Below are 25,500 nucleotides of genomic sequence, written 5' to 3' on the forward strand. Positions count from 1 at the left end.
GGAGACTCAGGCTGCTTAAGATACCTTTGCAGACTCTGGTCAACAGTCTGACCAGACATCATGAAAAAACCGCCTGTTAAAACGGGTTAACCCTTTGCCAGGGTATTAAGGTTCGACATCGGGGTTACGCTGTCCCAGCCTGGCACAAGAACGAAAGCGTGATGGCTGCATGTTCTGCCATTTCATAAAGGCCCGGCTGAACGTCTGCTGCGACCCAAAACCGTGGCGTAAGGCAATAGTTGTAATGCTATCCTGGCTTTCAGCCAGTTCTTGTGCCGCCCGTTCCAGACGTTTCTGCCGAACATAGCCTAAGATCGTCATTTGGTTGACCTGTTTAAACATATGCTGGATATGCCATCTGGAATAACCCGAGCGCGTGGCAACATCATCAATGCTGTGCACTCTGTGCAAGTTCATATCAATCCAGCGTGTCAGGTCTTCAATGATTTGCTTTTTATAAGGCACAATCTTACTTTCCCGGTTTTGTTGCAGTGAGTGGTGTTCACTACGAAATCATAACGTTTCTTAGGTTAAAAGTAATCGATTACTTTTTTTCCTTGTTTCTTTGATTATGTCGGGATGGCTAATCGGTTATATTCGTACGTTGATAATCTAAACAGCAGGTTGTGCAACAGAATAACAAGGGAATTCAGGGTGACCGGGAAAATTGAGTATCAGATTGAAAAGTACAGTTTTACCGAAATTGCTGAGCCAACCCGACTGACCGCGCAGTGGGGAGAAGTGCTGGAGGAGTGCCGTCAGTTACCAGCGGGTGCAGAAGAACGTCTGCGCATCGCATTGCTGAATGTCGACTATGTCACCAGCTTTGAACTTCCCTTCAGACTGCTGCTGACGCGCGCACCTCAACTGATTGCCGGGTTGCGGGATGAATTTCAACTTCAACAGAAAAACGTGCTCTTTAACGGCAAGCGTTTTGGTTGCGTTTACAGCCTGAACACCGATTTGAATAGCATACCGGACGAGTTCCAGTATCGCCTCTCAACCCGCATCCGCCGCGTCGATGCAACTGGCGGGAGTGCCGCCCCTTATCAGCAAATCGCCAAAGAGGTCAAAGCTCCGCGTGAGCGGCTCAAACTGGCGCTTGAATCGGCATTGCAGGTTACCGCGCTGGATGGGCTGTTTTGGTTTGGAATTCAGCGTATTGCCGCAGATGTGCAACGCTTAAGAAAAACGGGGATGAGAATCGCCACTGCCGAAATCGAGGTATTCGATAATCTCACCGGCACCACCCGACGCGTTCCGTTCTACCGGCTTGAAAGTTAATCGCGTGTCCCGAACCGCAGCGGTTCGGGACGTGCACAACCTTAAGACGTTTCCAGCAGCGAACGCTTCATGGTCCCGGTGAGGTTATCCAGCAGGTTCTTCAGCAGTTGTACCGCCAGCATCACGCTCTGCAAATTGTAATAAAGCGCCACATCATTCTGGATAAGATACTCTGTAAATTCGCGATTTTTCAGCAATGACAGCGCCCGGTTAACCTGCTCACGCAGGTGATTACAGTTATTCAGATAAACGTCCAACGACGAATACATGCCATCCATCAGTTGATGAAGAAGGGCATTAACTTGCTCAAATTCTGTCACCAGTTCGTGGTGGCGCTGGCCGTGCTTTACAAAACCATTGATACCCATTGGGATCTTCCCTCTGTCACGCCATCACCCGTCAGAAACTCTGCCAGTTCGTATCATTCCCTTTATTCAGGGAGGCGGGCAGTGGGGCTAACGCCTTTAACACCGGTTGTGGCCTGACGGTATCTGCAAGCTTCGCTATCGGCAGCGCTGCGCCGGACAGGACGAACTGGCTGACCAGCCCGGACAGCGTCTGCGCCTGCTCCTGAAGTGAGGCGGAGGCGGCGGAGGCTTCCTCTACCAACGCAGCATTCTGCTGGGTGACGTCATCCATCTGACTGATAGCCTGATGCACCTGCGTAATACCGGTATTCTGCTCTTCGGCCGCCGCGGCGATTTCACTGACCAGATCGTTAACCTGCCTGAACGCGGTCTTCAAACCGGCCATGTTTTCTTCCACGGTTTCCGCCTGAACGGCACCGGATTCCACCAGGTTATAGGAGCTGTCGATAAGCTGCTTGATTTCCCTGGCCGCCTGGGTGGAACGCTGTGAAAGACTGCGCACTTCACCTGCGACAACCGCAAAGCCTTTGCCGTGTTCTCCAGCCCGTGCGGCTTCTACCGCGGCGTTAAGCGCCAGAATGTTGGTCTGAAAGGCAATGCCCTCAATCAGCGTCACGATTTCCGTAATTTTTTTCGAACTGCTTCTGATCTCCGTCATAGTACCCAGCATGCTGGCCAGCGATGCTTCACTGGCGTCCGAAAGCGCTGTCGCATTGCTGGCAAGACGGCTGGCCTGGCGGGTATTATCCGCCGTCTGTCGCACGGTTTCGCTCAGTTCGGCCATGCTGGCTGCCGTCTGTTCCAATGAGGCAGCCTGCTGTTCTGTTCTCGATGACAGATCTTCATTCCCCGCGGCAATTTGGGCCGAAGCGGAGCTGACAGAATGGGACGCCGTACTGACCGAGGTGAGTGCAGATCCCACACGCGTCAGAAGTTGGTTGAATGAACGGGCCATAATACCGACTTCATCTTTTTTGCTGTCGTCTGCGGTGACGCTCAGGTCCAGGTTTTCACCCGCATGGTTCATAATATCGCCAATGCGTCGCAGGCTGTGACGAATACGCAGAATTGTCATGGCAGCCAGGGTGCCGAGAATAATCAGAGCCGCGGCTACCCCCAGAGTCATGCCCCACAGCGTACGCTGATAAGTGTCATGATTGATGGTTCGCAAGTTATTTCCCAGCGAGATATTCAGTGCCAGCTGCTTGCGATAATTTTCCTTAAGCGAATAGATAGCTCCGGCGATGCCATTTTGGTTGTCGTTATTAAGCAGGTTCAACGTAACATCATCCTGATGCGCTCGTGATGCGGTAAGAAATTCAGGCAGGCGCGATTCAATCACTTTCAACTTGGTTAATGCGTTTTCCGCCATTTGTCTGTCTTCATCGCTGGAGATATCGTTTTTTAAGTAATAATCAGCGAGGGTTTTAATACCCGACAGGCGCTGCGAAATTTCTTGTTCAACGGCTGGCATTTTGCTGTTATCGGTCTGACTCTGGTGTCGGTATAGCGCAACTGAAAGCCGGTTGCTGCGATCTATTAACTCGCCCAGATCTTTAATCGAAGGAATCGCATTGACCTGCACATATTCAAAACGATCCTGAAAACCGGCCAATAGTCGGAGAGAAGTTATGCCGATAATAACAAGTGAAGCAGAGAGTAGAACGAAAGCCAGCGTGAGCCTTTGTGTGATATTCATCATTTTCTACCTGGTAAAATGTTAATAAAAATAATCTGTCACTTCCGAACCATCGGCAGGGACGATAGAACTTTTATTTCAAATAAAATGACTTAATTTATTTACACCTTTCACTTTTTTTGACTGACAAGAATTTCCCTGACAGTGTTTTTTTCTATATCAACTGCGGTGGTCTGATGCGCGAGCGGCCATCCATTGACGGTATTGCGCCGGTGACATCTCCATAATTTGATTAAAGGCTTTACGGAAAGCGGTTTCTTCCGAGTAACCACAATCTCTGGCAATCTGACGAATGCTGACACGGGTGCTAATGAGCATGGTACAGGCCGTTTCAATGCGGACCCGCGTAATAAATTCTTTCGGTGTTTCCTGCGACAGTGCTTTAAATTTGCGCTGGAGGGTTCGCTCTGTGGTGTTCAGCGCAGAGGCGAGCTGTGCCGCATTGATGGAGGGATTTTGCATGCGAATAATCTCCTCGGCGCGCACTAAAAATGGTGTCCCGGAGTGAATGGAACCTGGCGATGCGCTGAGATGCTGACGCAAAAAATGGTTATCGGTAAGTGACATCTCTGAAGTGAGATTTGCCACCTCTGTACCTGCCGCTTTTTCGATAATATTTAGGGCCAGTGAAATCCATGAAAAACACCCGCCGGTGGTAAGCACTCCGCGATCCTCCTCCAGCATTTTGCCTCGTGCCGGGATGGCGTCAGGATAACGTTCCTGCAACATATGACTGACCCACCATGTGGTGGCGTATGACCTCCCTTTGAGCAACCCCGCCTCCCCGAGAACAACCCCACCGGTACCTGAAGCGGCCACCAGCGCGCCATTGTCATACATTTTTCTGAACCAGGTGGCGGCCAGGTTAATGTCCGCTAAGTTCAATGGTTGCAGATCCGGGCCCAGCAGCATGCCGGGCGCAATCACGACATCGGGTTGGCCCGCACCCTGAAAGGAGCTGTCAATATGAATAAGCCGGCCTTCGGTATCCCAGACCGGCGCACCATCGGCGCTGACAATCAACGTCTCAAAGGTTTTTTCGGGAAACTTGATGGCATGAGCGGGGGAGGCGGCTATCGCTTTATTGGTTATCCAGAACAAGTCTGCCAGGCCTGCGATGGCCGAAAGCACGCTGCCTTCCAGGGCCAGTATGGCAATACGCATTTATCTCTTCCTGTTGTTAAATTGTCGTAAATTGCGTGAAAAATGTGACTTTTTTACCTGCTGATTTTCGTAATGCTTATCGGCCTCGCTGGGATTTTGTGAATTTGTCTGAGTAAAGTTTTGAATGGACCTGATTATTTCATGAAATCAACAGATACGGCTGCGTTTAACAACCTTTTCTGCTGGCAGGAAGTGAGGGAAAGCTACGCAGCACTGACGTCTGGATAAGGTATGAACAGAAAAAACACCATGCTATAGGCAAGGTTATTTGCACGAGTGAAGGGGATTAGTGGTTACTGAAGGACAACAGTATTCAGGCATCAGGTGCCTGAATAGAAAGCGCTGCGCCCGGCAGCGATATTAAGAGGATCAGATTGATACGGCTGGTTTTAAAAATAAATTCAATTCGTCAATAATGTATCCAGGTTCTTCCTCAAGCGGCATATTATGTAAATCTAAAATCCCTTCGTTTTTTCGTGGGTCATCAGCCTGCAAGGTGGCAAATAAAGGCGTCAGGTTATTTTGTTCTTCCCCGTGTTCTGCCACCAGTTCAAACGTTTTATTTATTGCGGCGTCGCTAGTCAGGGCGCTAACCAAAACACGGGCGATTTGTGCGCGGGATATTACGCCATCTTCTGGCGTACCGGCATGGCGGCGGTCGCCCTGGAGCATGACGATGTGATGTTGATCATCATGGTTATAATCAAACCAGCCCGGTCTGACGATGGTATAAGGATGGCCACTTGCCCGGACCAGGCGCTCGGCACGCCTTTTCCAGTCATGGACCTCTGTCTGCTGATTCCAGCTACCCAGCCGTTCGGTGACACCAATGGTAGTCATTAACACGATACGTGCCTGCGTGCCGCGAAACCTTTGCAGGACATTACGTACTCCGCCATAATCAATTGCCCTGGCGCCGATACGTCCCTGCCCATCAGAACCCAGCGTAAAGATAACGGCATCAATATTCTCTGCCACGTCAGTTAATGTTTCGGGCTGAGACACATCGCCGTAGAATATGTCAGTGCCATGTGGGAGAAGTTTTACTTTGCGCTGATTCCTGATCAGTGCTCTGGGTTGGTGACCCATTTCTATTGCCGTCTTCATAACATGAAGACCAATACTTCCGGTCGCCCCGGCAACAAGTATTTTCATGATAAACCTTCTGTTGCTTCAGATATATTTTCACTACAGATAGAATATCAACCATCATTGTTATCAGTAACGGGGTTAAAATGATTGTGTCTATGAACACCCCTCATAAATATGGTTTGTCGGGGCGGAGATGAATAAGGAAATAACCGATGCTTAAAGAAAACTTCAATGAATTGCAGATTTTCCTCGTGGTGGCAAGAGAGCGAAGTTTTACCAAAGCAGCCGCAAAATTGGGTGTTTCGCAGTCAGCTCTGAGCCATGCGATGAAAGCGCTGGAGGAGCGCCTGAACATCCGTCTGTTGACCCGTACCACGCGCAGCGTTGCGCCAACCGAGGTTGGCGAAAGAATAATTGCCTGCCTTGAGCCTCGTCTCGCCGATCTTGAGCAGGAACTGGCGTCGCTTATTCAACTGGGGGGCACTGCCTCAGGTAATATCCGCTTATCAGCCGGGGAGCACGCCGCACGCAGCCTGGTGTGGCCCAGGTTGAAATCCTTCCTCCGGGAATACCCGGAAATCAATGTCGAGCTGGTGGTGGATAACGGTTTTGTCGATATCGTGGAAGGGCGTTTTGATGCCGGCATCCGCCTTGGCGAAAGCGTTGATAAGGACATGATCGCCGTCAGGATTGGGCCGGATATGCGGATGGCGGTGGTTGGATCGCCAGCCTATTTTGCCGCTAACCCGGCCCCCCACACGCCACATGAACTGCAAAATCATCGCTGTATCAATATGCGTTTGCCGACTGCGGGTGGGCTGTATCATTGGGAATTCGAGCGGGAAGGCAAACCGTTGCGTGTCAGAGTGGAAGGGCAACTGACGTTTAATCTGTTAGCGGAAAGAATCGATGCGGTATTGTCGGGATTCGGTATCGCCTGTGTGCCAGAGAATATGGTGCAGGACTTTATCAAATCAGGCGAACTGGTTCAGGTGTTGCAGGAGTGGTGTCCCTCTTTCGCCGGATACTATCTTTACTATCCCAGCCGCAAACAGCACCCGCCAGCCTTCGCGCTACTGATTGATGCACTTCGTTACTCGGAATAACTGGCCTGCGCTGAAAAGCAGGCCAGTTTCAGCCTTAGCGACCTACCCGGGACTGTAATGAGGCCGGATAACGTTCACCGACGATTTTCACTGTTTCGAGCGCCTGCGTGATTTTACCCAACTCATCCGACGCAAGGATAAGGTCTGCGGCCGCCAGATTCTCCTCCAGTCGGTGCAGTTTGGTCGTGCCGGGAATCGGTACAATCCACGGTTTTTGTGCCAGCAGCCAGGCCAGGGCGATCTGAGCAGAACTGACGCTTTTTGCGGCGGCAAGCTCCGCCAACAATGCAACCAGTTTTTCATTGGCTGCAAGAGCTTCGGCTGCAAAACGTGGCACTTTGCTGCGGAAGTCATCCGCACCGAAAGTTGCCCCAGCCTTGATGGCACCGGTCAGGAAACCTTTACCTAACGGGCTGAATGGCACAAAACCAATCCCCAGCTCCTCCAGTAAAGGCAAGATTTCCTGTTCAGGCTCGCGCCACCACATCGAGTATTCGCTCTGCAAAGCGGCAACCGGTTGGACCGCATGCGCGCGACGAATGGTCTGCACACCGGCTTCGGACAGGCCGAAGTGTTTGACCTTACCTTCGGCAATCAGGTCTTTCACCGTACCCGCGACATCTTCAATCGGCACCTCAGGATCGACGCGATGCTGATAGAGCAGATCAATCACGTCGGTGTTGAGGCGGCGTAATGATCCCTCAACGGCGGTACGAATGTGTTCAGGGCGGCTGTTTAAAATCTGCTGCTTGTTGTCATCACCGAAGGTAAAGCCAAATTTGGTGGCGATGACCACACGGTCACGCAGCGGTTTTAAGGCTTCGCCCACCACTTCTTCGTTCAGATACGGGCCATACACTTCGGCGGTATCGAAAAACGTGACGCCACGTTCTACCGCAGCACGAATAAGTTCGACCGCCTGACGGGTATCCGTAGCCGGGCCGTAGCCGTGGCTCAGTCCCATGCAACCCAGTCCAAGCGCCGATACTTCGAGTCCGGATTTACCGAGATAACGTTTTTGCATCAATCTGTTCCTCTTCAAAGGCAATCATGTTTGCAAAAAATCGTAGCGGTGCGATTGTCCATCATCGGAAATGCGCGATAAATCGCGCCGCTACGGATGAATTTAAACGTCGAGTTTGCGGCCAGTCAGCCATTCCACCATCGCAGGGTCGCGATGTGAGAAAAATGCGCTGGTTGCCGTATCGAGCGCGGTAATTTGCTGCATATCTTCCGCGCTGAGTTCGAAATCGAGGATATTGATATTTTCTGCCATGCGCTCTTTTCGCACTGATTTTGCCAGCGAAACGATGCCGCGCTGGAAGATCCAACGCAGGACCACCTGACCCACACTTTTGCCATACTGGTTACCGATCGCCGTTAATACGGGATGCTGGAACAAACCGTTTCTCCCTTCGGCAAAAGGTGCCCAGGCTTCAGGCTGGATCCCACGGCTTTGCATCCACGGCGCTGCCTGTAGCTGCTGGGTAAAGGGGTTGACTTCAACCTGGTTGACAGCCGGCACAACCTTATTAAAGGCGATAAGATCAGCCAGTCGATCCGGGTGGAAGTTGCTCACACCAATCGCCCGGATTTTCCCTGCCTGTTGCAGTTCTTCCATAGCGCGCCAGGCACCGTGGACGTCACCGTAAGGCTGGTGAATCAGATACAGGTCAACATAATCCAGTTGCAGTCGATTCAGTGAGCGCTCGAACTGTGCCTTAGCACCGGCGTAATGGGTGTCCTGCAACCACAGTTTGGTGGTGACAAAGAGTTCATTGCGGGCAATGCCGCTTTGCTTCAGCGCATTCCCGACCTGGGTTTCATTCTGGTAGGAAGCCGCCGTATCAATCAGGCGATAACCGGTTTCGATAGCGTCAATCACCGCTCTTTCGCACTCGGCGGCATCCGTCATCTGGAATACACCAAAGCCCAACAGGGGCATGTCGATACCGTTGTTCAGTTTTACTGTTTGCATCAGGTTGTCCTTCAGATGTGCTTGTGTGCCAAGCATAACGCAGCGAGATTTATTCGATTAGAGGGTGCAATCAGCTAGGGTTAATTAGCAGGGTTCATTAATAAATGAACCCTGCCGTTGGTGGATTACGCGTTCGCCAGCGCTTGTTGCAGTGCGTTCCCCGCCCGCATCGCTGCGTCGGTTTCGCCGTGTTGACGCAGGATCTCTACCAACTGGCGCAGTTGTCCTGCCGTCAGACCGACGCGTTGGCTGGCGCGCATATGGGATAACAATTGCGCCTCAACGCCGGGCGTGGCAGCTAATGCGCCCACCGTTGCCAGTTCGCGGCTTTGCCAGTCGAGGTTGTCACGGGCAAAAATGTCCCCGAACAGATGAGTTTGCAGGTACTGATTAATCACCGGCGCGAAATCAAATAACGGTCCCTGGACAGGTGCACCGGATATTTTGGTCTGATTGGCGGTACCAACGCGTCGCAGTTCATCCCCGACAGGAATGGTGCTGGCTGGCTCATTACCCGCCATATCGTGGACTCCACGTTGTTGTCGCGTCTCAACCACCTTCATCAGGGCATTTAACGCATTTAAACTGCGCGGAAAGCCGGTGTAGGCATACAGCTGAACCAGGACTTCTTTGATTTCGTTGACCGTCAGCCCGGCGTCCAGCCCCTGATTAAGCGCGGCATCGAGTTTTTCCATCTGGCTGGTTGCCATATACGCAGCAATCAATGGGATGGCCTGCTGGCGTGCCGACAACGTGGGTGATTCTTCATCCGTGCCGGTTGTCGCTGGTGCAGCGTGGACCGTGAGACTGCAACCCAGCATCAGCAGGAGCGCCGCAATCAAGACCTTAATGGGCGTGGTATTGTTCATCCGTCACTTTCTCCATCCAGTTAACGTTGGTTCCATTTACCCTCCCGGTTATCGCCAGATGTGTCATGGCACTGCCCGGGGCTGCGCCATGCCAGTGTTTGACGCCAGGCGGGCAGAAGACGACATCGCCAGGGCGAATGATCTGTATCGGCTGGCCCTCCTGCTGCGTCAGACCCACACCGGCAGTGACAATCAACCGTTGACCTGCCGGATGCGTATGCCAGGCGGAACGTGCGCCTGGTTCAAAGGTGACATACGCCCCCGAAACCTCGATGCCGTGATCAAGCTGAAATAACGGATCAACCCGGACGCGTCCGGTAAAGTTCTCCGCTGGCCCATACAGGGCGTTTTGACTTCCGGCAGGGGCGATGATTTGCGCCTCAGCCGCGAATGCAAGAGTGAAGAAGGGCAGTAACAGCCCGAGGTAACGTTTTTTTCCGGTCATGCTGCGCGTCCTTTTCATTGATGAAGGGGAGAGTCAGCCATGATATTAACGAGGGTAAAATGTCGTCAGACTGACGCTTCCCTGACAATTTTGTCAGTTGGGCATCTGGCAAGTGGCTGGGGATCCGTTTGCATGGCAAAGGTCAACCCAAAGGTATTCATGCCGTCTTCACTGCGTGCAAAGACCTCCCCCCGATGCATAATCGCCACGGCGCGAACGATCGACAGCCCCAGTCCGTGATGGGTATCGCTGCGGGTGCGGGAGGCGTCGGCCCGATAAAAACGTTCAAAAAGGCGAGGCAACTGATCGGGTGCGATGGGGGCACCCGGATTGGAAACTGCAACCCTGGCCTGATTATTTTTCTGGCTTAACCGGACAATCACCTGACTGTTGGCTGGGGCATGTCTGGCGCTATTTTCCAGTAAATTGGCCAGCGAACGATGAAATAAACGCCGGTCAATCTCGACCGTGACATCACCCTGTACATCCAGAGAAAGGTGTTTTTCCGCGAATGAGGGTTCTACGTATTCGGCTGTTTTCAGCGTTTCTGCGCGCAGGGACACCTGCGTGAGCTGCGCAGCATGTTCACCGGCGTGAGCATGGGACAGAAACAGCATGTCATTGACGATCGAGGCCATGCGCTCAAGTTCTTCAAGGTTTGAGCCAAGTAACTCTTCCAGCTCATCATGTGAACGTCGACGTGAAAGCCCCAGTTGCGCTTGACCAATCAGGTTGGTGAGCGGAGTGCGAAGTTCATGGGCGACATCCGCGTTAAAATTTTCGAGCTGCCGCCAGGCAACCTCCTGACGCGCCAACACGCCGTTGAATGAAGATGCCAGTTGCTGCAACTCTCCGGGTAAGGCGGTGGTATCCAGCCGTTGACCATGATCGCCCGGCGCGAGCCGTTGCGCCTGTCTGCTTAATGTTCCCACCGGTCGCAGACCAATTCTTGAGACGCCATAACCCAGCAACGCGACGATCACTACGCCCACCACGGCGATAATCAACAACGTGCGGGTGAACGCATCCAGCGTGCCCATGTAGGGCGTAGAGTCGATGGCCACGATGTAGCGCAACGTCGGTCGTTCACCATTGGCAGGGAGGGTTTTGACCAACAGAAAAAGCGAGCAGACCCCTTCCGAGGCGCCGGGCATCTTGTTAAAACCTTCCTGCAAAGATGACCACTGCACCCCCACCGGTGGCGCGCCACCGACATTAAAGCGCGGGTCTGCGCTGACTATCCAGTAGCGTACGCGCTCCCCTTCAGAATTGGTTAATACGGTGAATTTATTCGCCAGCCCAGACCAGTCATGCGCGGAGGTTCGCGCGGTGATCCACGGGCTCATTAAGGACTCCCGAAATAACAGCTCGTTATGCATCTGTTTTTGCAACGACTCATGCAACGAGCCGCGCAACAAAATGCCGATCACAGCGACAATCATCAGGGCGGATAACGCAAACATCAGCGCAAGATGGAGCGAAAGAGAACGTTTAAACATGCTGCTCTCAATGCCTGACTTCAAGCACATAGCCCATACCGCGCACGGTATGCAGTAACCTGAGCGCAAACGGCGTATCGACTTTGGCGCGCAAGCGTTTAATCGCCACCTCAACCACGTTAGCGTCGCTGTCAAAATTCATGTCCCATACCTGTTCGGCGATCATCATCTTCGACAAAATCTCCCCCTGATGGCGGGCCAGCAGACTCAGCAAAGCAAACTCTTTCGCCGTCAGTTCCAGTCGGATACCCGCGCGAAATACCCGTCTGGACAGCAAATCTAACTGCAAATCATGAATTTGCAGTTGGGTGATATCGGTGCCATCGGTTGAACGGCGACGAACCAGCGCCTGAATGCGGGCGACTAACTCAATAAGTGAGAAGGGCTTAGGGAGATAATCATCCGCGCCAAGCCGCAGTCCTTTCACGCGCTCATCAACCGAACCGCGGGCAGATAACATCAACACCGGCGTCTGTTTACTGGCGCGCACACCTTCCAGTACCCGGTAGCCATCCATTCCGGGCAGCATCACATCAAGGATTATCGCGTCGTAGTCAAACTCCAGCGCATAATGCAGCCCTTCAGCGCCATTGGCCGAAACGTCTACCGTGAACCCGGACTCGCCCAAAGCACGACGAAGATAGGTTGAGGTTTTTTCTTCATCTTCGACTAACAACAGGCGCATAACGCTTCTTCCTCTTGAACATAATGGGGGCCATTCTGCTGCTGACTTGCCAACATCACGCTGACGATTTTCTGACAGCGCTGTCAGCAAGCATGATTTTCCTGACAAAAATGTTATTTCCCCGTCACCCTGCTGACAGTCCTGTCTGCCTAATCTGGCCGCGCATATTTGCTATCGCGAGCCAGATAAAACGGGAGATACCATGAAATTTACGCTTTTAAATGCAATGCTGATTACCGCAATGGCCAGCGTCACCGCTGTGCATGCGGCTGATTACAAGAAGAATCCGTTCACCCTCGTCTATGACGACGCGATCACCGAGAACGTCGAGGGAAAGGTCAATATTCATCCGGTGAAATATGATCTTCATGGCATTCAGATCGCCGCGAATGTCTACACGCCGGCCGATTACGACCCTGCAAAAAAATATCCGGCGGTGGTGGTGGCTCACCCGAATGGCGGCGTCAAAGAGCAGGTCGCCGGGTTATATGCTCAACGTCTGGCCGAGCACGGATACATCACCATCACCGCCGATGCGGCTTATCAGGGAGCCAGTGGGGGGATGCCCCGTAGCGTTGATAAACCGGCTAACCGCATTGAGGATATTCACGGTATGGCTGACTACATCAGCCAGTACCCTGGGGTGGATAACACGCGCATTGGCTTGCTGGGCATTTGTGGTGGCGGTGGTTATTCCTTAAAAGCCGCGCAGACTGATAAGCGGTTTAAGGCGTTGGCAACGCTGAGCATGTTTGACTCTGGTCGTGTGCGCCGTAATGGGTATCAGGACTCGCAGATTGCCACCATCCAGACACGCCTGAAGCAAGCCAGCGATGCACGCGCGCAAGAAGCCGCAACCGGGGAAGTCAGTTATTCCGGCGATGCCAACCTGACCGATGAACAGATCGCGAAACTGCCGTTTGATCTCTACCGTCAGGGTTACGAGTATTACTGGAAAACCCATGCTCACCCGAACTCAACGTTTCGCTATACCACCAGCAGCCTGGTGGATTTGATGAGTTTCGATGCGCAAAGCAATATGGATCTCATCAATCAGCCGCTGTTAATGATGGCCGGTACAAAAGCGGATTCGCGTTACATGACCGAAAGTGCCTTCAAAATGGCCACCGGAACGCAAAATAAAGAACTGTTTCTGATTGATGGTGCAACCCATATCGAAACTTACTGGGTACCACGCTACGTTGACCAGGCGATGAGCAAGTTAGATACCTTCTTCGATAAGAATATTTAAACCGCTTTCCTGATGCCCGTAGCGGCGCGATTTATCGCGCTTCTAATCTGCGCGATAAATCGCGCTGCTACGGGCAGATTATCCTGGCTGGCTCTAAAGATAATTGCGCCTGGTGAATAGAGGTTATGAGAAAAATTCATCAATAACGCCAGGCGCGGCACAGTCACCGGCGTTCTTTTTGCGCCTGAACCGTCAGAATGATTAAGGCGCTGGCGAGCGTAAACACGGCGATGATCCAGCCCATGGTCCAGGGGGTGCCATCGCTAAACAATGCCAGTAACAGCGAAGAGATGATCCCGCTGCCGTACTGCAATGAACCCATCAGCGCAGATGCCGAGCCTGCCGCATTGGGTACGGCATCCAGCGCGCAGGCCGTTGACGTTGCGGCGATGATGCCATTCATCGAGAAGAACACCAACACGGTCGCGACGATGATGCCCATTCCGCCGATACCCAACCCGCTTGCGACAGCAAGGACTATGGCCGCAAGGGCCGCGACGGAGACGGCAACTTTTAACAATGCTTCCAGTGGAAAGCGGTGCACCAGGCGGCGATTCACCATGCTGACCGCCATCAATCCAACGATATTGACGGCAAACAGCCACCCGTAATGTTGTGGGTCAACACCAAAGAAAGTGATGTAAACAAATGGGGAGCCGGTGATAAAGGCATAAGCAGCGATGTAGTAGAACGTCAGACAAAGCGTAAAACGCATATATCTGGCGTTAGTCAGTAAGGCGTAGTAATTGCCAAAGGCGCTGGATACGGACGTCGCTGATCGTTTGTCTTCCGCTAAGGTTTCCGGTAGCCACAACAACGAAAACAGCATGAACGCCCCGATAAGGGCGAGCAGCCAAAAAATGGCATGCCATGATGTCACCTTAATCATTTGGCCGCCCAGCAGCGGTCCGGCGATTGGCGCTATCGCCATGATGATCATCAGGGTCGAAAGCATTTGTGCGGCACGCGTACGGCTAAACAGATCGCGGATCATCGCACGCGCCAGCATTGGACCGGTACAGGCACCTAAAGCCTGAAAGACACGCCAGAAGACAATTTGACCGATATCGGTTGATAATGCACAACCCACTGAGCCGATCACAAACAAAACCATACCGATGAACAACGGCAGGCGTCGCCCGTAGCGATCGCTGATCGGCCCCCAAATCAACTGTGCAATGCTAAAGCCGATCAAAAATCCGGTGATAGTTAGCTCGGCATTTCCCCGCAGATCCTTTGCCATGACGGGCATCGCGGGAAGGTAGATATCGGTTGATAAAGAGGTGACAGCCATTAATGCGCTGAGAATAAGAACGAATGCCAGGCTGGCTTTATTAACCGTCGCTGACTGCGTTCGTGCCTGTAAATTAAGCATGGTGACCCGTCTGGATATAAGAAGATGCGAGCATGTTAACGGGTTTGTGCGGTGAGATAATGTCAGGTAACGGGATAGGGATTATGAGTTTTTTTCATTAATCTCAGTGAGGCGAACTGGCGGGTTGTAGTAGTGGTGGGATTCCTGCGCATATGTTTAAAATAATGGTTTATTTAAACATATCATCGAAAAGCCCTCCCACTCTCCACCAATCCTGCACCAGAATGCATCGTGGAGAGTTTATTCATCATCTTCCATCAACCCGATCATCGCCCCTTTGTGGGCTTCAACCATGCGTATATAACGCATGACGGTTTCCGTTCGGGTCCAGGTGCCTTCCTGCATAATCTGCGCCACCGAAAATCCTTTTCTTGCCATGTCCTGAGCGGCACCCACGCGGGCGCTGTGGCCGCTCCATCCGGCATACCGACCTTTATTGGTTCTGCTGCGAGCCACTACACCGACTGCATTCCGGGCGCGAAGAAAGATTTCTTCGAGGCAGGGGGTACTCATCGGTGCCAATCTCGGTTTCGTCACGCAATTGGCGCGGTGAACCGGACAAAAAATCATAGCATCCGGTTCACCGCTCAGTCCGGCAGCGATAAGCCATTCCGTCAGGCGCTGGCTTGACTGCCTACTCAACGCCTTCACGATGCCGCCGGACTGAACGATGGTTTTAGTCCAGGCCACGTCGAGAATAATGCGGCCATCAGCCGCGCGTGAAATATCGCGTACCCGCAGGCGGGATAATTCGCTGAGACGAAGCAGCGTGCTGTAGGCAATATGCATAAAGGCAAGGTCACGCAACTGTTGTAGCCGAGGGGAACCCTGCCAGGCTGCATCGAGTTTTTTCAGGTCCTGTCGGCAGAAGGGCACGGCCTGCCCGGTGCGCTCACCCGCGATCACCGCCGCGCGATTGATTTTCTTAACCACACGAAACACATCGGGAGAAACGTTCGGCGGCACCAGCCCCGCGTTACGGTGTAACATTGAGATCAGCGCTGCATGGGTGGCAATGGTGGAAGACGCGCGACCAGCGGATTGCAGATACAGTAAATAATCCCGCAAGTCTTCCGGTGTCATGGGCAAAAAAGAGCGGCGGTTTTCTTCAGCCCAGCGCCAACAGATCCGCATGACGCTGAGCAGTTGCCGCCAGGTGTTAGAGGAAAAAGCCTCACGATCGCGAACGAAAGCAGCCAGCCTGGCTGAAATATCGTCGTTGGTGCTGAAGGGTTGTAGCAACGGATTTGCGACGGTGATTTCGGTCATTTTTGTTCAGTTTCCATCCGTTACCGGTAAGATCGCGCTACGTGAAATCTGGCAAAAGCGCAGGGGAGTTATACGTCAGATTTCACGTACGAGCGCCTGATTTTTATACGGGTTTTCTGCTACCGAGTCCTCAGAGCCATATGTCAGCCGCCGGACGGAAGAGGAAACTGATAATACAGGCTTTCCTGACCTAATATAAGTGTAATTATATTAGGTTAGAGGATCGAGTGAGATTATCGGTGTCTCAGTGAGAATCTGGCAAATCAATCAGTGCAAAAACCATTCGGCCAGTAGAGGGGTTCTACTGACCGACGCTTTGGAGACTTAACCGCGAAAACGGATCTTAGGTGTCACGATGAAACCTTTCCCCGAGGATCATCAATATGCTGTTTCGCCACGTCATAACGGATGCCTTCGCGATGCAGAATACGCACGTTTTTAACCACCGTTGCCAGCGCCTGTAAAAACGTTGCTGAATGTTCATGTCGCTCATAGGCTTCAATATCGGCCCAGCCCTCGGACAGATGGAAGGCATCCGGGTTTACCAGGTCTTGCGAAAATGCATAGAAAACGCAACCGGGCAGTTGTTGTGCCGCCTGCATTTCAGGCTTCACCGCATCGATAAACGTTTGGCGGTCATCCGGGTGCACGCGATAGTAAGCGCTGACAATGATTTCGGTAGCTTGCGTTTTGTCATGGTCGCCCGCAGACGAGATACGTGCATCGGGGGTATTTACACTCATTTTACTCTCCAGAAATTCGCTGATGATTGATGTCATTACCTTAACAACGCATTCAGGCAGGCTGATCGCCGTTAAACGCGCGCCAGGCGGCGAGCGTATCCAGTGATTCACGCAGTAACTTTATTTTTCCCTCTTCTGCCACCAGGCGTCCGGCATAGGTTTGTTTATACAAACGATCAGTGCCGGTTATTGCCGCTTCGACGCTGTATTCACCGAATGCCTGCGTCGGGGTATCGATAAAAAACTGGATATTGCGGAAGCGAAAATCAGGCACCTTTTTCAACAATCCGGCGATAAACGCCGCAATTTCCTGTGGCCCCTGGACCCGATGTGGTAGCCCCAGCGTCTTAAGGTAAGGTAATTCCAGCACGCCATCTGCGGCAAAAAGCGCGGCGGCAGCATGGGGATCCTGAATATTGTCGAGGTAGTTCTGAAGTAATTGCACGGCGGTTTTCATGATGAAAGCTCCTGTCATTGTCGGTGCCAGACCGTATCGTTGGCGTGCAGCAACAATAAACAAACTCAGAAACTCGCAAAATAGCAAAGAATGAAATCCATCATTTCAAAATTGCAATGATGGATAACCGATCAGGACGGCTTGACCATGCTCAGACGGGCCAGCGCCATGCGGGTTCGCTGAGGTGCCGGGCAAAAAAGTCAGACAGTACCCTGACTTTTAACGGGCGACTGCGCGCGGTGGGTGTCACAAAGTACAGTCCTCCCTGTGTCATCGACCACTGATCAAGCAGATGAACCAGACGACCCTCTCTCAGATATTCGGCCGCGATAAACTCCGGCAATTCAGCAATACCCAAACCGGCCAACAGGGGAGGAAGCAGAGCATCTGAATTTGTCACCCGCAACGGGCCATTCGGCACAATATCTTCCTGGGTGCCAGATGTATGGGTAAAGCGCCAGACCTGGCTGCGCGCCCGCCAGGCATAGCTGAAACAGGCTCGGCCAGACAGTTCGCGGGGATGTTGTGGCGCACCGTGCTCAGCAAGATAGGCCGGAGAGGCCACCAGATACTGCGTTACCGCACAAAATTTGCGAGCCACCAGGGAGGAATCCGGCAGCGCCGCAATGCGCAATGCAGCGTCAAAGCCTTCGGCAATCAGATCGACTGACGCATCGGACAGATGAAGGTCCACGCTGAGTTCGGGAAATTGACGAATCAGTTCAGGCAGCAGCGGTGCAACCCAACGTAATCCGAATGACATCGGCACTGCCAGTCGCACCTGACCGCGAGGTTGCACCGACAGTTCATGGGCCTCACTTTCGACTTCTTCAGCCTGGCGATACATTTCCGACGCCCTGGCGGCCATGCTTTGTCCAAATTCGGTCAGGGCCAACTGCCGCGAGGTGCGGTTGAATAGTCTGCCCCCCAGACGTTCTTCAAGTCGCGCCACGGCGCGCGACACCGTGGGCACCGACACCCCCATCACACGGGCGGCGGCGGCGAAGGAACCTTCCTCGGCCACCTTTGCAAACATCGCGAGTCCTTCAAAATCAGGAAATCTGGTCATTTCAATTCTGCAATGATGAGTTTCAAATCATTCTATTTTGAAAATCATCGCAGGTCGATAAGCTTCTTCCATCGCGGCAACCCATGCTGCCGCTCACGACAACTATCTGATAACAGGGAAATTCAAATGAAAACTCATCGCATCGCTTCCACGTTGTTCGCTTCCACATTATTGCTGGGGGCCGTCAGCCTGTCTGCCTCAGCAGCGCCGACAGTGAGCATTTCCGGCGTTGACCATGCGGGCATCAACGTGCCGGATCGGCTACGGCGATTACGTTTTTCCAGACCACCTTTGGTGCGAAGCTGGAATCCGACATCACTCCCGGTGCGATTCCGGATGCGTGGAAAACGGCGTTTAACTGGCGTCAATCCAGCGAGCTGAAGCGCTTTGTCATGATGCGCCTGCCAGATGGCACAGGGGTGGAGCTCTTCCAGTACAGCGGTAAGCAAATCGATCACCAGCGCCCACATCAGGATGATGACGCAGCAACCTACCGTCAGTCACGGCAAGCTGGCGAGTGCGCGGGTTTTTCTCAGTAAATAATCCGCATTGTTAAAACGGTAATTGGCGTAGCGGCGCGATTTATCGCGCATCATCCAGCGATGGTGACGTAAAACCCGCGCGATAAATCGCGCCGCTACAGGTGGGGTGTAGGTTTGTGGTCAATCGGATATCGTATTTAACATAAGATACATTTCGCGATCCGAGATATAGATGCAAAGCTGACCTGACCATATATCCCGATGATATCAACGCGTTACTTGCTGCTTGCAGGTCAGTCAACTGCGATGATTCTGCACAAGTTGCATGGGTTCTTCGTATTTGCCAGCCATTTTTTCGCGATGAGGTATCGCTTCCACCACATTTCTCTTCTCAGTGATCTGCGAGGCGAGAGCATCAAAAGAGACTGAACTCACAATGGGATCTTTCATGTGATTGATGTAAATGTAGGTTTTGTCGCCATCGCCTTTAACATACATTACTGATTCTTTTTTTATCAGGTACTTACACCCGCCAACCGCATTTATATAAAGCATAAATTCAACTTCGAAGGGAAACGAGCAGTGAGATTATTCCTAATGTCGTCAAATGGATATGATCCTGCATAATCTTTTCGTTTTCTTTAAAAATGAACTCAGCAAAGAAAAATCGGCTGCGACACAAGTTGTCATATCGGGGAGGACAATAGGCGTTTTAAAGGAGAGAACCATGCTAAACGCCAAAATGATTGAACAGCAACCGACCCCGGAAAACCAACACACTCTCGAACTGTGGATCGCTTGCTGGATGAAACTGCGGACTGGCTTGGGCTGGTGACCTCGGTCAATACACGCTGTGAGCCTGCACAGCACAGCTTCAATGATTACGCCCATCTGCCGGCGGTTAACGTGTTACTCCGGCAACGCTAATAGTTGACGCGGCAACATTGTCAGCCGTTCAGCACCCTCCGGAGTGACGCGCACCGTTTCACTGAACGCCAGGCTCTGGGCCGAGATATACATATGGAACACCATGTCTGATTCCAGTACCCATGTCGCACTGGCATGGAAACTGGTGGAAAAGTCACTGGGGCGCGGCGTACGCGTATACAGTCCCAGCGCATATCCGGTGACGTTGGGATAATCCGTGCGCAATCCGCGGCTGAGTATCGTTTCCCGCACGATGGCATCGATTTCGCCTGCACTGACACCGGGTTTCATCGCACGGAGTTGTTGATCCTGGATCGCGATCAATTGCTCGGCGAGTTCAGCGCGGTGTGACGAGATATCACCGACGATAAACGGACGCATCAGGCGGGCGCTGTAGTGCCTGACCTTGGGGATGAGTTCAACGTGCAGGACATCCTGGCGCTGCAAGCGTTGTTCATGGCCACTGGCATGCAGAAATCCGTTGTCACCACTGGCAATGACGATGGGACCGGTTTCACCGGTATCGGCTCCGAGACGCAGAAACTGCCCGGCCGCCAGCGCTGCAACATCACGTACCCGCCAGCCACCCTGTACTTCATTACCAATGCGGTTGAGTGTGGCATCGGCAATCGCCGCCGCCTGGCGCAAGGCCGTCAACTCAGCGGGGAATTTGACACTGCGCAGCCGATCGCTGATGGCGGAGAGATCGCACCACTGCACATCAGGCAGGTGACGAGCTAGCTGCTGCCAACTGTGTACCGTCATGCCATAGGAGTAAAAGTCAGCGCCAATGCGTGCCCGTTGGTAACCGCGCCGCACGAGGCTGTGCGCCACAGCAAACCAGGGGTCTTCATCGTCACGATATGTCTCCACCACCAGTTGCGGCGACTGCGTACGGCAAGGTACTTCATCTAACTGACGTAACACCATCCAGGGTTCCCCATTAAGGGGAACCAGGCAAGCGCGATATAAGGTTTCAGAGACGGTATAACCGGTCAGCCAGGCCAGCAACTCGCCGTGGTCGACCACCATAATATCAACCTCTGCCTGCTGCATGGCGGCACGCAGACGACTCAGCGCTTCAGCAATCATTATGCACCCTCAACCGGCTGGCAGATCGCCAGAATGGCGAGGAGATAAATGCGTACCATATCGAGGAATTCGCTGATTTCTACTCGCTCATCCGGCATGGTGTTGTATTTTCCGCCAGGACCGCAGACGATACCCTCCATACCCGCATGCTGATAAAAATGTGCAGCATCAGTACCATAGAAGGCGGGTGGCGTGATCACTCCGGTGGGTTGTTCGGTACCGCGCACGGTTTTCCACGCTTGATTCACCGCTTTGACGATCGGCGATTCCGGGGAGACTTCAAAGGGCAACATCGTGGGTTTATCGCGGATACCGTCATCGAACAACACGGCCTGAAGGCCGGGATAGCGTTGACACAGCGTATCCAACAATGCCTGTAAATCGGCCAGAACGCCTTCCACGGTTTGCCCTGGGGCGAAGCGTGCAGAACCTTTTAAGCGCACAAAGTCAGACACCTGCGGTGGGCGCCACTCTTCCAGTTCACGCCCCAGCGCACCGTGTACCACGCCGATGTGCCCCCGGTTAATTTTACGATGCTCAGCGGTTTTCGCGCCGCTAAAGGTCATGTTGTTGATCTGCGGGATCAACTCGACCGCCGCGCTGATGGCATCTACCGCTTCTTCGCGTTTTGACAGATGACGCGTATCACCGGTCAGTTCAATGGTGAACATCAGCGAACCGGCGTGCATGGTCAACGCCTGCAAATCGGTTGGCTCCGCATTAATGAAATAGTCAGCGCGAACCCCCTGCTCAATCGCTGCCAGCGTGCCAATACCGCCCTGCAATTCGCCAACCACATAAGTGAGGATCACATCGCCTTTCAACTTTACACCGGCATCAATCAGCGTTTTTAGTGCGCAGAAATAGGCCGCGTCCCCCGCTTTCATGTTGGACACGCCGATACCGTAAATAAACTGGTCGTCAATTTTTCCTTCCCAGGGATCGACGGTCCAGCCTTCGGTGACCGGGTTAGTATCAAGATGCCCGTTAAACAGCAGACTGTTACCGCCGCCGCTGCCCGCCAGGCGACCGATGGCATTCAGCCTGTCGCCTGGGACGTTTTGCAATTCGGTGGTCAGGCCCAACTCTTTCATCTGCCCGGCCATATATTTTGCTAACTCGCGCTCGCCGTCGGTGGCGCTGTAACTTTTGTGTTGCACCATTTTTGCCAGAAAAGAGAGACAAAACTCGCGATCAATGTGGTGAATTAACTGTTCAGGATTCATGCGCTTCTCGTTAAGCAACGGACTGGGATAGGTCGGGAACGTGCACTGCATCAAGCAACGCACGGGTATAATTGTGTTGTGCCAGCTCGGCCATATTCTCGCCGGGTAGCACCTCCACCACGTCACCGCGATACATCACCGCCACGCGATGGGCGATTTGACGGATCAGGTTGAGGTCGTGGGTGATAAACAGATAAGCGGTGCCGTAGCGGCGACGTAACTCCAGCAACAGCTCGATAATGGTGGCCTGCACAGAGACATCCAACGCGGCGGTTATCTCATCACAAATCACCATGTCAGGGGGATTCGCGAACGCACGCGCGATGGCAACGCGCTGTTTCTGGCCGCCCGACAATGCGTGAGGATAGCGGCTGGCAAATTCAGCCGGCAGGCGCACCTCCTCAAGCAAACGCGCCACCGCCTGCGCCTCGGTTTCTCCGGGTGGCAAACCGTACAGGCGTAACGGGCGGGCAATAATCTCGCCGATGGTCATCCGTGGATTGAGGGAGGCGTCAGGATGCTGGAAGATCATCTGCACACGGCGGCGATACTCTTTATCCATCTGCGCCCGACCCTGTACGCTGTAGCCGCAAAAGTCGATCGCACCCTCAAACGGCACCAGCCCGGTTATGGCTTTACCCAACGATGATTTCCCGGAGCCTGACTCCCCCACCACACCGAGGATTTCGCCCTGGTGCACGGTCAGTGAGACGGCATTGGCCGCGCGGGTGGTATTGGCTTCACGCTTCAGCAGGCGATCAATCAAGCCCTGCTGACCATAATCAATGGTTATCTTCTCAAGACTGAGGAGGGGTTGCGTTCCTGCGCCATCCTGTACCAGCCGCTGCTGCGGATTAGGCACCGCAGCGATCAGCTTGCGGGTGTAGCTATTGCACGGCGCGTTAAACAAGCTACGCGTCTCAGCCTGTTCCACGATGCGCCCCTTTTCCAGCACGCAGACCCGGTCGGCGACTTTCGACACCAGGGCCAGATCGTGGGAGATGTAGAGCGATGCCACGCCAGTCTCTTCGCGCAGCCGTTCATACAGGTCAAGAATTTGCGCGGAGCTGATCACATCCAGTGCCGTCGTTGGCTCATCAAAAATCATGCAATCCGGCTGACAGGCAAACGCGGTTGCGATCAGGATCCGTTGCTTTTCACCACCGGAGACCTGGTGCGGGTAGCGGCGCATCATGCGTGCCGGATGTTTCAGCTCCACATCATGCAGCAGCGCTTCACCCAACTTCTGCGCCTCACGCGCTGATAAGCCACGATGACGACGCAGCACTTCAGTCACCTGTTCGCCCAGCGTCAGCGTCGGGTTAAGCGAGGCACTGGGATCCTGAAAAATCATACCGAGCTTTTTGCCGCGCAATGCCATCAGTTCAGGTGCGGGCATAGCGAGCAGGCTGCTGCCATGCAGACGGATATCACCTTGTTTTTCCCGTGCATTGCTGGCCAGCCAGCGCATAATTGCCCAGCCAAGCGTGGTTTTACCGGAACCAGACTCGCCCACCAGTCCCAATACTTCGCCCGGCATCACTTGCAGGTTGATATCGCGCAATACCGGCAGTGTCTGACCATGCTGTAACGCGTAATCGAGGCTGTAATTTTCTACCGACAGCACCGGTGCAAGGTTGTCACGCATCAGTGGCTCCTTGGGTTAAGTACGTCACGCAAACCATCGCCGAGTAAATTAAACCCGATAGCGACCAGCGCGATGGCCAGTCCGGGGATCATCATCATCCACGGTGCATTGAAGAAATAAGCCCGCGCTTCTGAAACCATCAATCCCCACTCCGGTTCAGGGGGTTGTGCACCCAGGCCGAGAAAACTCAGCGTGGCAAACAGCATGATGGCGAAGGCTACGCGGATGGTGGCCTCCACAATGATCGGCGCGAGAATATTCGGCAGCATCTCCCGCAGGATGATGTAGTGCCCTGCTTCCCCGCGCGCGATCGCGGCGTTGATGTAATCCTGTTGACGTGCTGCCAGCGCCACGCTGCGCGCGATCCGTACCATGCCAGGCACGAACGCGATGGTGATCGCCAGCACCGCATTCATGCTGCTTTGCCCCAGTGTGCTGACAATTAACAGCGCGAACAGCAGGCTGGGGATCGCCATCACCGCATCCATAGTGCGCATCATAAATTCATCGATCTTGCCGCCCAGATAGGCACTGGCAGTACCGAGCACCGAACCGATGATCATCGCTAAAGCGGTTGCCAGCAGCGATAACAAGATGGTGGAGCGTGCACCGACCATGACCCGGCTGAAGATGTCGCGCCCCATCTGGTCGGTGCCAAACCAGTGTTCGGCACTGGGGGGCTTATAACGCGTCAGAATGGAGATCGCCTCAGGATCAAAGGGCGCTACATGGGCTCCCCCTACCACCATCAACAACGCCAGCAATAAAATCAGTAATCCGGCGGCACCCTGTGGCGAACGCACCAAACGTTTCAAAATCTCAGGCATAGGAAATCCGTTTATCCAGAATCACGTAGGCTAAATCGGCCAGAAAGTTCACCACCGAATAGGTTGTGGCGAGGATCATTACACCCGCCTGAATGGTGGGCAGATCGCGCGCCTGTACCGCAACAATCAGCTCGCGGCCAATACCCGGAATGGCGAAAATCTCCTCCACCACCACAATGCCGCCCAGCAGATAACCAACATCTAATGCCACGATGGTGATAGTCGGGAGCAGGCCATTGCGCAGCGCATGCCGCCACAGAATGCGGCGACGCGTTAACCCCTTCAGCCAGGCGGCGCGGATGTAATCCGTGTGCAATACATCCACCATTTCCGAGCGCACCATGCGTGAAACATGCGCCACCAGAATCAGCGCAACGGTGATCGACGGCAGAATCAGGTGCTGAACACCGCTGACGAAGTTCTCACTCAGCGGCACATAACCAGTGGCGGGCAAAATCTGCCAGACATCGGCAAACAGCAGCAGCACCAGGGTGGCGGTGACAAATTCAGGAAAAGAGATGCCAATGTAGGAGATCACGCTGACCAGCACATCGGCGGTTTTGCCACGCCGTACCGCTGCCCAGATCCCGAGGGGAATGGCGATCACCAACATCAACAACAGTGCACACACCGCCAGCAACAGCGAACGCGATAACGCTGTCAGCAACGTCGGGCCAACCGCCAGGCCATTACGCATCGACACACCAAAATTGCCCTGCAACGCCTGCGTCAGCCAGTGCCAGTATTGCAGCCATGCGGGGGCATCCAGCCCCAGACGTTCACGCACAGCGGCTAACGCTTCCGGCGTCGCGTTTTGTCCCAATAAGGTGACAGCCGCATCCGCTGGCAGCAGTTGGGTGATACCAAATACCAACAGTGACACCACAAGTAAGGTGTAAATCATCAGCAGAAGGCGTTTAAGCAAATAACTCGCTGTCACGTTC

The 25,500-nt window shown here is 53.4% G+C and carries 26 protein-coding genes; 3 read left to right on the forward strand and 23 right to left on the reverse strand.

Annotation, left to right across the window (positions count from 1 at the left end; all coding sequences use genetic code 11):
* Positions 1 to 105: 105 nt before the first annotated feature.
* Positions 106 to 465 carry a helix-turn-helix domain-containing protein gene (locus AC6I8R_RS24305; protein ID WP_021185486.1) on the reverse strand — a complete coding sequence of 120 codons (360 nt, stop codon included), beginning with the start codon at positions 463 to 465 and terminating at the stop codon, positions 106 to 108.
* A gap of 189 nt (positions 466 to 654) precedes the next feature.
* On the opposite strand from AC6I8R_RS24305, the gene AC6I8R_RS24310 reads away from it, so the two are divergent.
* Positions 655 to 1,284, forward strand: a complete 630-nt coding sequence (locus AC6I8R_RS24310) for an ECs1377 family protein (RefSeq protein ID WP_021185487.1) — start codon at positions 655 to 657, stop codon at positions 1,282 to 1,284.
* 41 nt (positions 1,285 to 1,325) lie between these two features.
* Here the strand turns inward: AC6I8R_RS24310 and AC6I8R_RS24315 are convergent, their stop codons facing one another.
* From AC6I8R_RS24315 to AC6I8R_RS24330, 4 genes are all read right to left on the reverse strand, one after another.
* Positions 1,326 to 1,652, reverse strand: a complete 327-nt coding sequence (locus AC6I8R_RS24315) for a hypothetical protein (protein WP_021185488.1) — start codon at positions 1,650 to 1,652, stop codon at positions 1,326 to 1,328.
* Positions 1,653 to 1,683: 31 nt separating this feature from the next.
* Positions 1,684 to 3,351, reverse strand: a complete 1,668-nt coding sequence (locus AC6I8R_RS24320) for a methyl-accepting chemotaxis protein (protein ID WP_497833110.1) — start codon at positions 3,349 to 3,351, stop codon at positions 1,684 to 1,686.
* Positions 3,352 to 3,510: 159 nt separating this feature from the next.
* Complete coding sequence (locus AC6I8R_RS24325) at positions 3,511 to 4,515, reverse strand: GlxA family transcriptional regulator (protein WP_208727155.1); 1,005 nt, start codon at positions 4,513 to 4,515, stop codon at positions 3,511 to 3,513.
* 369 nt (positions 4,516 to 4,884) lie between these two features.
* On the reverse strand, positions 4,885 to 5,670 hold the full coding sequence (locus AC6I8R_RS24330) for an SDR family oxidoreductase (RefSeq protein WP_497833111.1): 786 nt from the start codon (positions 5,668 to 5,670) through the stop codon (positions 4,885 to 4,887).
* A 149-nt stretch (positions 5,671 to 5,819) separates the two neighbouring features.
* On the opposite strand from AC6I8R_RS24330, the gene AC6I8R_RS24335 reads away from it, so the two are divergent.
* The gene (locus AC6I8R_RS24335; RefSeq protein WP_497833112.1) at positions 5,820 to 6,713 is read left to right on the forward strand and encodes a LysR family transcriptional regulator; all 894 of its coding nucleotides are present in this window, start codon (positions 5,820 to 5,822) and stop codon (positions 6,711 to 6,713) included.
* A 34-nt stretch (positions 6,714 to 6,747) separates the two neighbouring features.
* On the opposite strand, the gene AC6I8R_RS24340 is transcribed toward AC6I8R_RS24335, so the two are convergent.
* The 6 genes from AC6I8R_RS24340 to AC6I8R_RS24365 form a co-directional block, all read right to left on the reverse strand.
* Positions 6,748 to 7,737, reverse strand: a complete 990-nt coding sequence (locus AC6I8R_RS24340; RefSeq protein WP_415175550.1) for an aldo/keto reductase — start codon at positions 7,735 to 7,737, stop codon at positions 6,748 to 6,750.
* A 102-nt stretch (positions 7,738 to 7,839) separates the two neighbouring features.
* Positions 7,840 to 8,691: an aldo/keto reductase gene (locus AC6I8R_RS24345; protein ID WP_415175551.1), complete on the reverse strand. Its 852-nt coding sequence runs from the start codon at positions 8,689 to 8,691 to the stop codon at positions 7,840 to 7,842.
* Between the two features lie 125 nt (positions 8,692 to 8,816).
* Positions 8,817 to 9,560, reverse strand: coding sequence for a carboxymuconolactone decarboxylase family protein (locus AC6I8R_RS24350; RefSeq protein ID WP_415175552.1), 744 nt, complete (start codon positions 9,558 to 9,560; stop codon positions 8,817 to 8,819).
* Complete coding sequence (locus AC6I8R_RS24355) at positions 9,538 to 10,005, reverse strand: (R)-mandelonitrile lyase (RefSeq protein ID WP_497833113.1); 468 nt, start codon at positions 10,003 to 10,005, stop codon at positions 9,538 to 9,540. The genes AC6I8R_RS24350 and AC6I8R_RS24355 overlap by 23 nt, the downstream gene beginning before the upstream one ends.
* 65 nt (positions 10,006 to 10,070) lie before the next feature.
* Positions 10,071 to 11,504 (reverse strand): heavy metal sensor histidine kinase, encoded by a 1,434-nt coding sequence (locus tag AC6I8R_RS24360; RefSeq protein WP_497833114.1) that lies wholly within the window; start codon positions 11,502 to 11,504, stop codon positions 10,071 to 10,073.
* Positions 11,505 to 11,511: 7 nt separating this feature from the next.
* Positions 11,512 to 12,189, reverse strand: coding sequence for a heavy metal response regulator transcription factor (locus AC6I8R_RS24365; protein WP_497833115.1), 678 nt, complete (start codon positions 12,187 to 12,189; stop codon positions 11,512 to 11,514).
* Positions 12,190 to 12,391: 202 nt separating this feature from the next.
* Between AC6I8R_RS24365 and AC6I8R_RS24370 the strand changes: the two genes are divergently transcribed.
* Entirely contained in the window at positions 12,392 to 13,441 is a 1,050-nt protein-coding gene (locus AC6I8R_RS24370; protein WP_497833116.1) for an alpha/beta hydrolase, read from the forward strand.
* A 163-nt stretch (positions 13,442 to 13,604) separates the two neighbouring features.
* Here the strand turns inward: AC6I8R_RS24370 and AC6I8R_RS24375 are convergent, their stop codons facing one another.
* The 12 genes from AC6I8R_RS24375 to AC6I8R_RS24430 form a co-directional block, all read right to left on the reverse strand.
* Positions 13,605 to 14,816, reverse strand: coding sequence for a multidrug effflux MFS transporter (locus AC6I8R_RS24375; RefSeq protein WP_497833117.1), 1,212 nt, complete (start codon positions 14,814 to 14,816; stop codon positions 13,605 to 13,607).
* Between the two features lie 240 nt (positions 14,817 to 15,056).
* Positions 15,057 to 16,085, reverse strand: a complete 1,029-nt coding sequence (locus AC6I8R_RS24380) for a tyrosine-type recombinase/integrase (protein WP_497833118.1) — start codon at positions 16,083 to 16,085, stop codon at positions 15,057 to 15,059.
* A gap of 350 nt (positions 16,086 to 16,435) precedes the next feature.
* Positions 16,436 to 16,828, reverse strand: a complete 393-nt coding sequence (locus tag AC6I8R_RS24385; protein ID WP_036627224.1) for a putative quinol monooxygenase — start codon at positions 16,826 to 16,828, stop codon at positions 16,436 to 16,438.
* A 52-nt stretch (positions 16,829 to 16,880) separates the two neighbouring features.
* Complete coding sequence (locus AC6I8R_RS24390) at positions 16,881 to 17,285, reverse strand: nuclear transport factor 2 family protein (protein WP_415175557.1); 405 nt, start codon at positions 17,283 to 17,285, stop codon at positions 16,881 to 16,883.
* 151 nt (positions 17,286 to 17,436) lie between these two features.
* Complete coding sequence (locus AC6I8R_RS24395) at positions 17,437 to 18,354, reverse strand: LysR family transcriptional regulator (RefSeq protein WP_208727140.1); 918 nt, start codon at positions 18,352 to 18,354, stop codon at positions 17,437 to 17,439.
* Positions 18,355 to 18,488: 134 nt separating this feature from the next.
* Complete coding sequence (locus AC6I8R_RS24400) at positions 18,489 to 18,812, reverse strand: hypothetical protein (protein WP_497833119.1); 324 nt, start codon at positions 18,810 to 18,812, stop codon at positions 18,489 to 18,491.
* Between the two features lie 321 nt (positions 18,813 to 19,133).
* On the reverse strand, positions 19,134 to 19,334 hold the full coding sequence (locus AC6I8R_RS24405) for a hypothetical protein (RefSeq protein ID WP_415174393.1): 201 nt from the start codon (positions 19,332 to 19,334) through the stop codon (positions 19,134 to 19,136).
* Positions 19,335 to 19,745: 411 nt separating this feature from the next.
* Positions 19,746 to 20,855 carry a M24 family metallopeptidase gene (locus tag AC6I8R_RS24410; RefSeq protein WP_021185510.1) on the reverse strand — a complete coding sequence of 370 codons (1,110 nt, stop codon included), beginning with the start codon at positions 20,853 to 20,855 and terminating at the stop codon, positions 19,746 to 19,748.
* Complete coding sequence (locus AC6I8R_RS24415; RefSeq protein ID WP_497833120.1) at positions 20,855 to 22,081, reverse strand: M20 family metallopeptidase; 1,227 nt, start codon at positions 22,079 to 22,081, stop codon at positions 20,855 to 20,857. The genes AC6I8R_RS24410 and AC6I8R_RS24415 overlap by 1 nt, the downstream gene beginning before the upstream one ends.
* Positions 22,082 to 22,091: 10 nt before the next feature.
* A complete protein-coding gene (gene nikE / locus AC6I8R_RS24420) occupies positions 22,092 to 23,729 on the reverse strand; it encodes a nickel ABC transporter ATP-binding protein NikE (protein ID WP_497833121.1) in 1,638 nt (545 codons plus the stop codon).
* Positions 23,729 to 24,556, reverse strand: a complete 828-nt coding sequence (locus AC6I8R_RS24425; protein ID WP_021185513.1) for an ABC transporter permease — start codon at positions 24,554 to 24,556, stop codon at positions 23,729 to 23,731. Before AC6I8R_RS24425 ends, nikE begins: the two co-directional genes overlap by 1 nt.
* Positions 24,549 to 25,496 carry an ABC transporter permease gene (locus AC6I8R_RS24430; protein ID WP_021185514.1) on the reverse strand — a complete coding sequence of 316 codons (948 nt, stop codon included), beginning with the start codon at positions 25,494 to 25,496 and terminating at the stop codon, positions 24,549 to 24,551. Before AC6I8R_RS24430 ends, AC6I8R_RS24425 begins: the two co-directional genes overlap by 8 nt.
* Between the last annotated feature and the right edge of the window lie 4 nt (positions 25,497 to 25,500).

It is taken from the genome of Pantoea sp. X-Soil-OKNW-713, from assembly GCF_059730685.1.

Excerpts from the sequence above, each read along its gene's own strand:
- AC6I8R_RS24350 (WP_415175552.1), bottom strand. The coding sequence starts at position 9,560 with ATGAACAATACCACGCCCATTAAGGTCTTGATTGCGGCGCTCCTGCTG.
- nikE (WP_497833121.1), bottom strand. The coding sequence starts at position 23,729 with ATGCGTGACAACCTTGCACCGGTGCTGTCGGTAGAAAATTACAGCCTC.
- AC6I8R_RS24315 (WP_021185488.1), bottom strand. The coding sequence starts at position 1,652 with ATGGGTATCAATGGTTTTGTAAAGCACGGCCAGCGCCACCACGAACTG.
- AC6I8R_RS24410 (WP_021185510.1), bottom strand. The coding sequence starts at position 20,855 with ATGATTGCTGAAGCGCTGAGTCGTCTGCGTGCCGCCATGCAGCAGGCA.
- AC6I8R_RS24340 (WP_415175550.1), bottom strand. The coding sequence starts at position 7,737 with ATGCAAAAACGTTATCTCGGTAAATCCGGACTCGAAGTATCGGCGCTT.
- AC6I8R_RS24320 (WP_497833110.1), bottom strand. The coding sequence starts at position 3,351 with ATGAATATCACACAAAGGCTCACGCTGGCTTTCGTTCTACTCTCTGCT.
- AC6I8R_RS24405 (WP_415174393.1), bottom strand. The coding sequence starts at position 19,334 with ATGTATGTTAAAGGCGATGGCGACAAAACCTACATTTACATCAATCAC.
- AC6I8R_RS24425 (WP_021185513.1), bottom strand. The coding sequence starts at position 24,556 with ATGCCTGAGATTTTGAAACGTTTGGTGCGTTCGCCACAGGGTGCCGCC.
- AC6I8R_RS24355 (WP_497833113.1), bottom strand. The coding sequence starts at position 10,005 with ATGACCGGAAAAAAACGTTACCTCGGGCTGTTACTGCCCTTCTTCACT.
- AC6I8R_RS24390 (WP_415175557.1), bottom strand. The coding sequence starts at position 17,285 with ATGAAAACCGCCGTGCAATTACTTCAGAACTACCTCGACAATATTCAG.
- AC6I8R_RS24365 (WP_497833115.1), bottom strand. The coding sequence starts at position 12,189 with ATGCGCCTGTTGTTAGTCGAAGATGAAGAAAAAACCTCAACCTATCTT.
- AC6I8R_RS24330 (WP_497833111.1), bottom strand. The coding sequence starts at position 5,670 with ATGAAAATACTTGTTGCCGGGGCGACCGGAAGTATTGGTCTTCATGTT.
- AC6I8R_RS24370 (WP_497833116.1), top strand. The coding sequence starts at position 12,392 with ATGAAATTTACGCTTTTAAATGCAATGCTGATTACCGCAATGGCCAGC.
- AC6I8R_RS24360 (WP_497833114.1), bottom strand. The coding sequence starts at position 11,504 with ATGTTTAAACGTTCTCTTTCGCTCCATCTTGCGCTGATGTTTGCGTTA.
- AC6I8R_RS24415 (WP_497833120.1), bottom strand. The coding sequence starts at position 22,081 with ATGAATCCTGAACAGTTAATTCACCACATTGATCGCGAGTTTTGTCTC.
- AC6I8R_RS24335 (WP_497833112.1), top strand. The coding sequence starts at position 5,820 with ATGCTTAAAGAAAACTTCAATGAATTGCAGATTTTCCTCGTGGTGGCA.
- AC6I8R_RS24345 (WP_415175551.1), bottom strand. The coding sequence starts at position 8,691 with ATGCAAACAGTAAAACTGAACAACGGTATCGACATGCCCCTGTTGGGC.
- AC6I8R_RS24325 (WP_208727155.1), bottom strand. The coding sequence starts at position 4,515 with ATGCGTATTGCCATACTGGCCCTGGAAGGCAGCGTGCTTTCGGCCATC.
- AC6I8R_RS24375 (WP_497833117.1), bottom strand. The coding sequence starts at position 14,816 with ATGCTTAATTTACAGGCACGAACGCAGTCAGCGACGGTTAATAAAGCC.
- AC6I8R_RS24380 (WP_497833118.1), bottom strand. The coding sequence starts at position 16,085 with ATGACCGAAATCACCGTCGCAAATCCGTTGCTACAACCCTTCAGCACC.
- AC6I8R_RS24385 (WP_036627224.1), bottom strand. The coding sequence starts at position 16,828 with ATGAGTGTAAATACCCCCGATGCACGTATCTCGTCTGCGGGCGACCAT.
- AC6I8R_RS24395 (WP_208727140.1), bottom strand. The coding sequence starts at position 18,354 with ATGACCAGATTTCCTGATTTTGAAGGACTCGCGATGTTTGCAAAGGTG.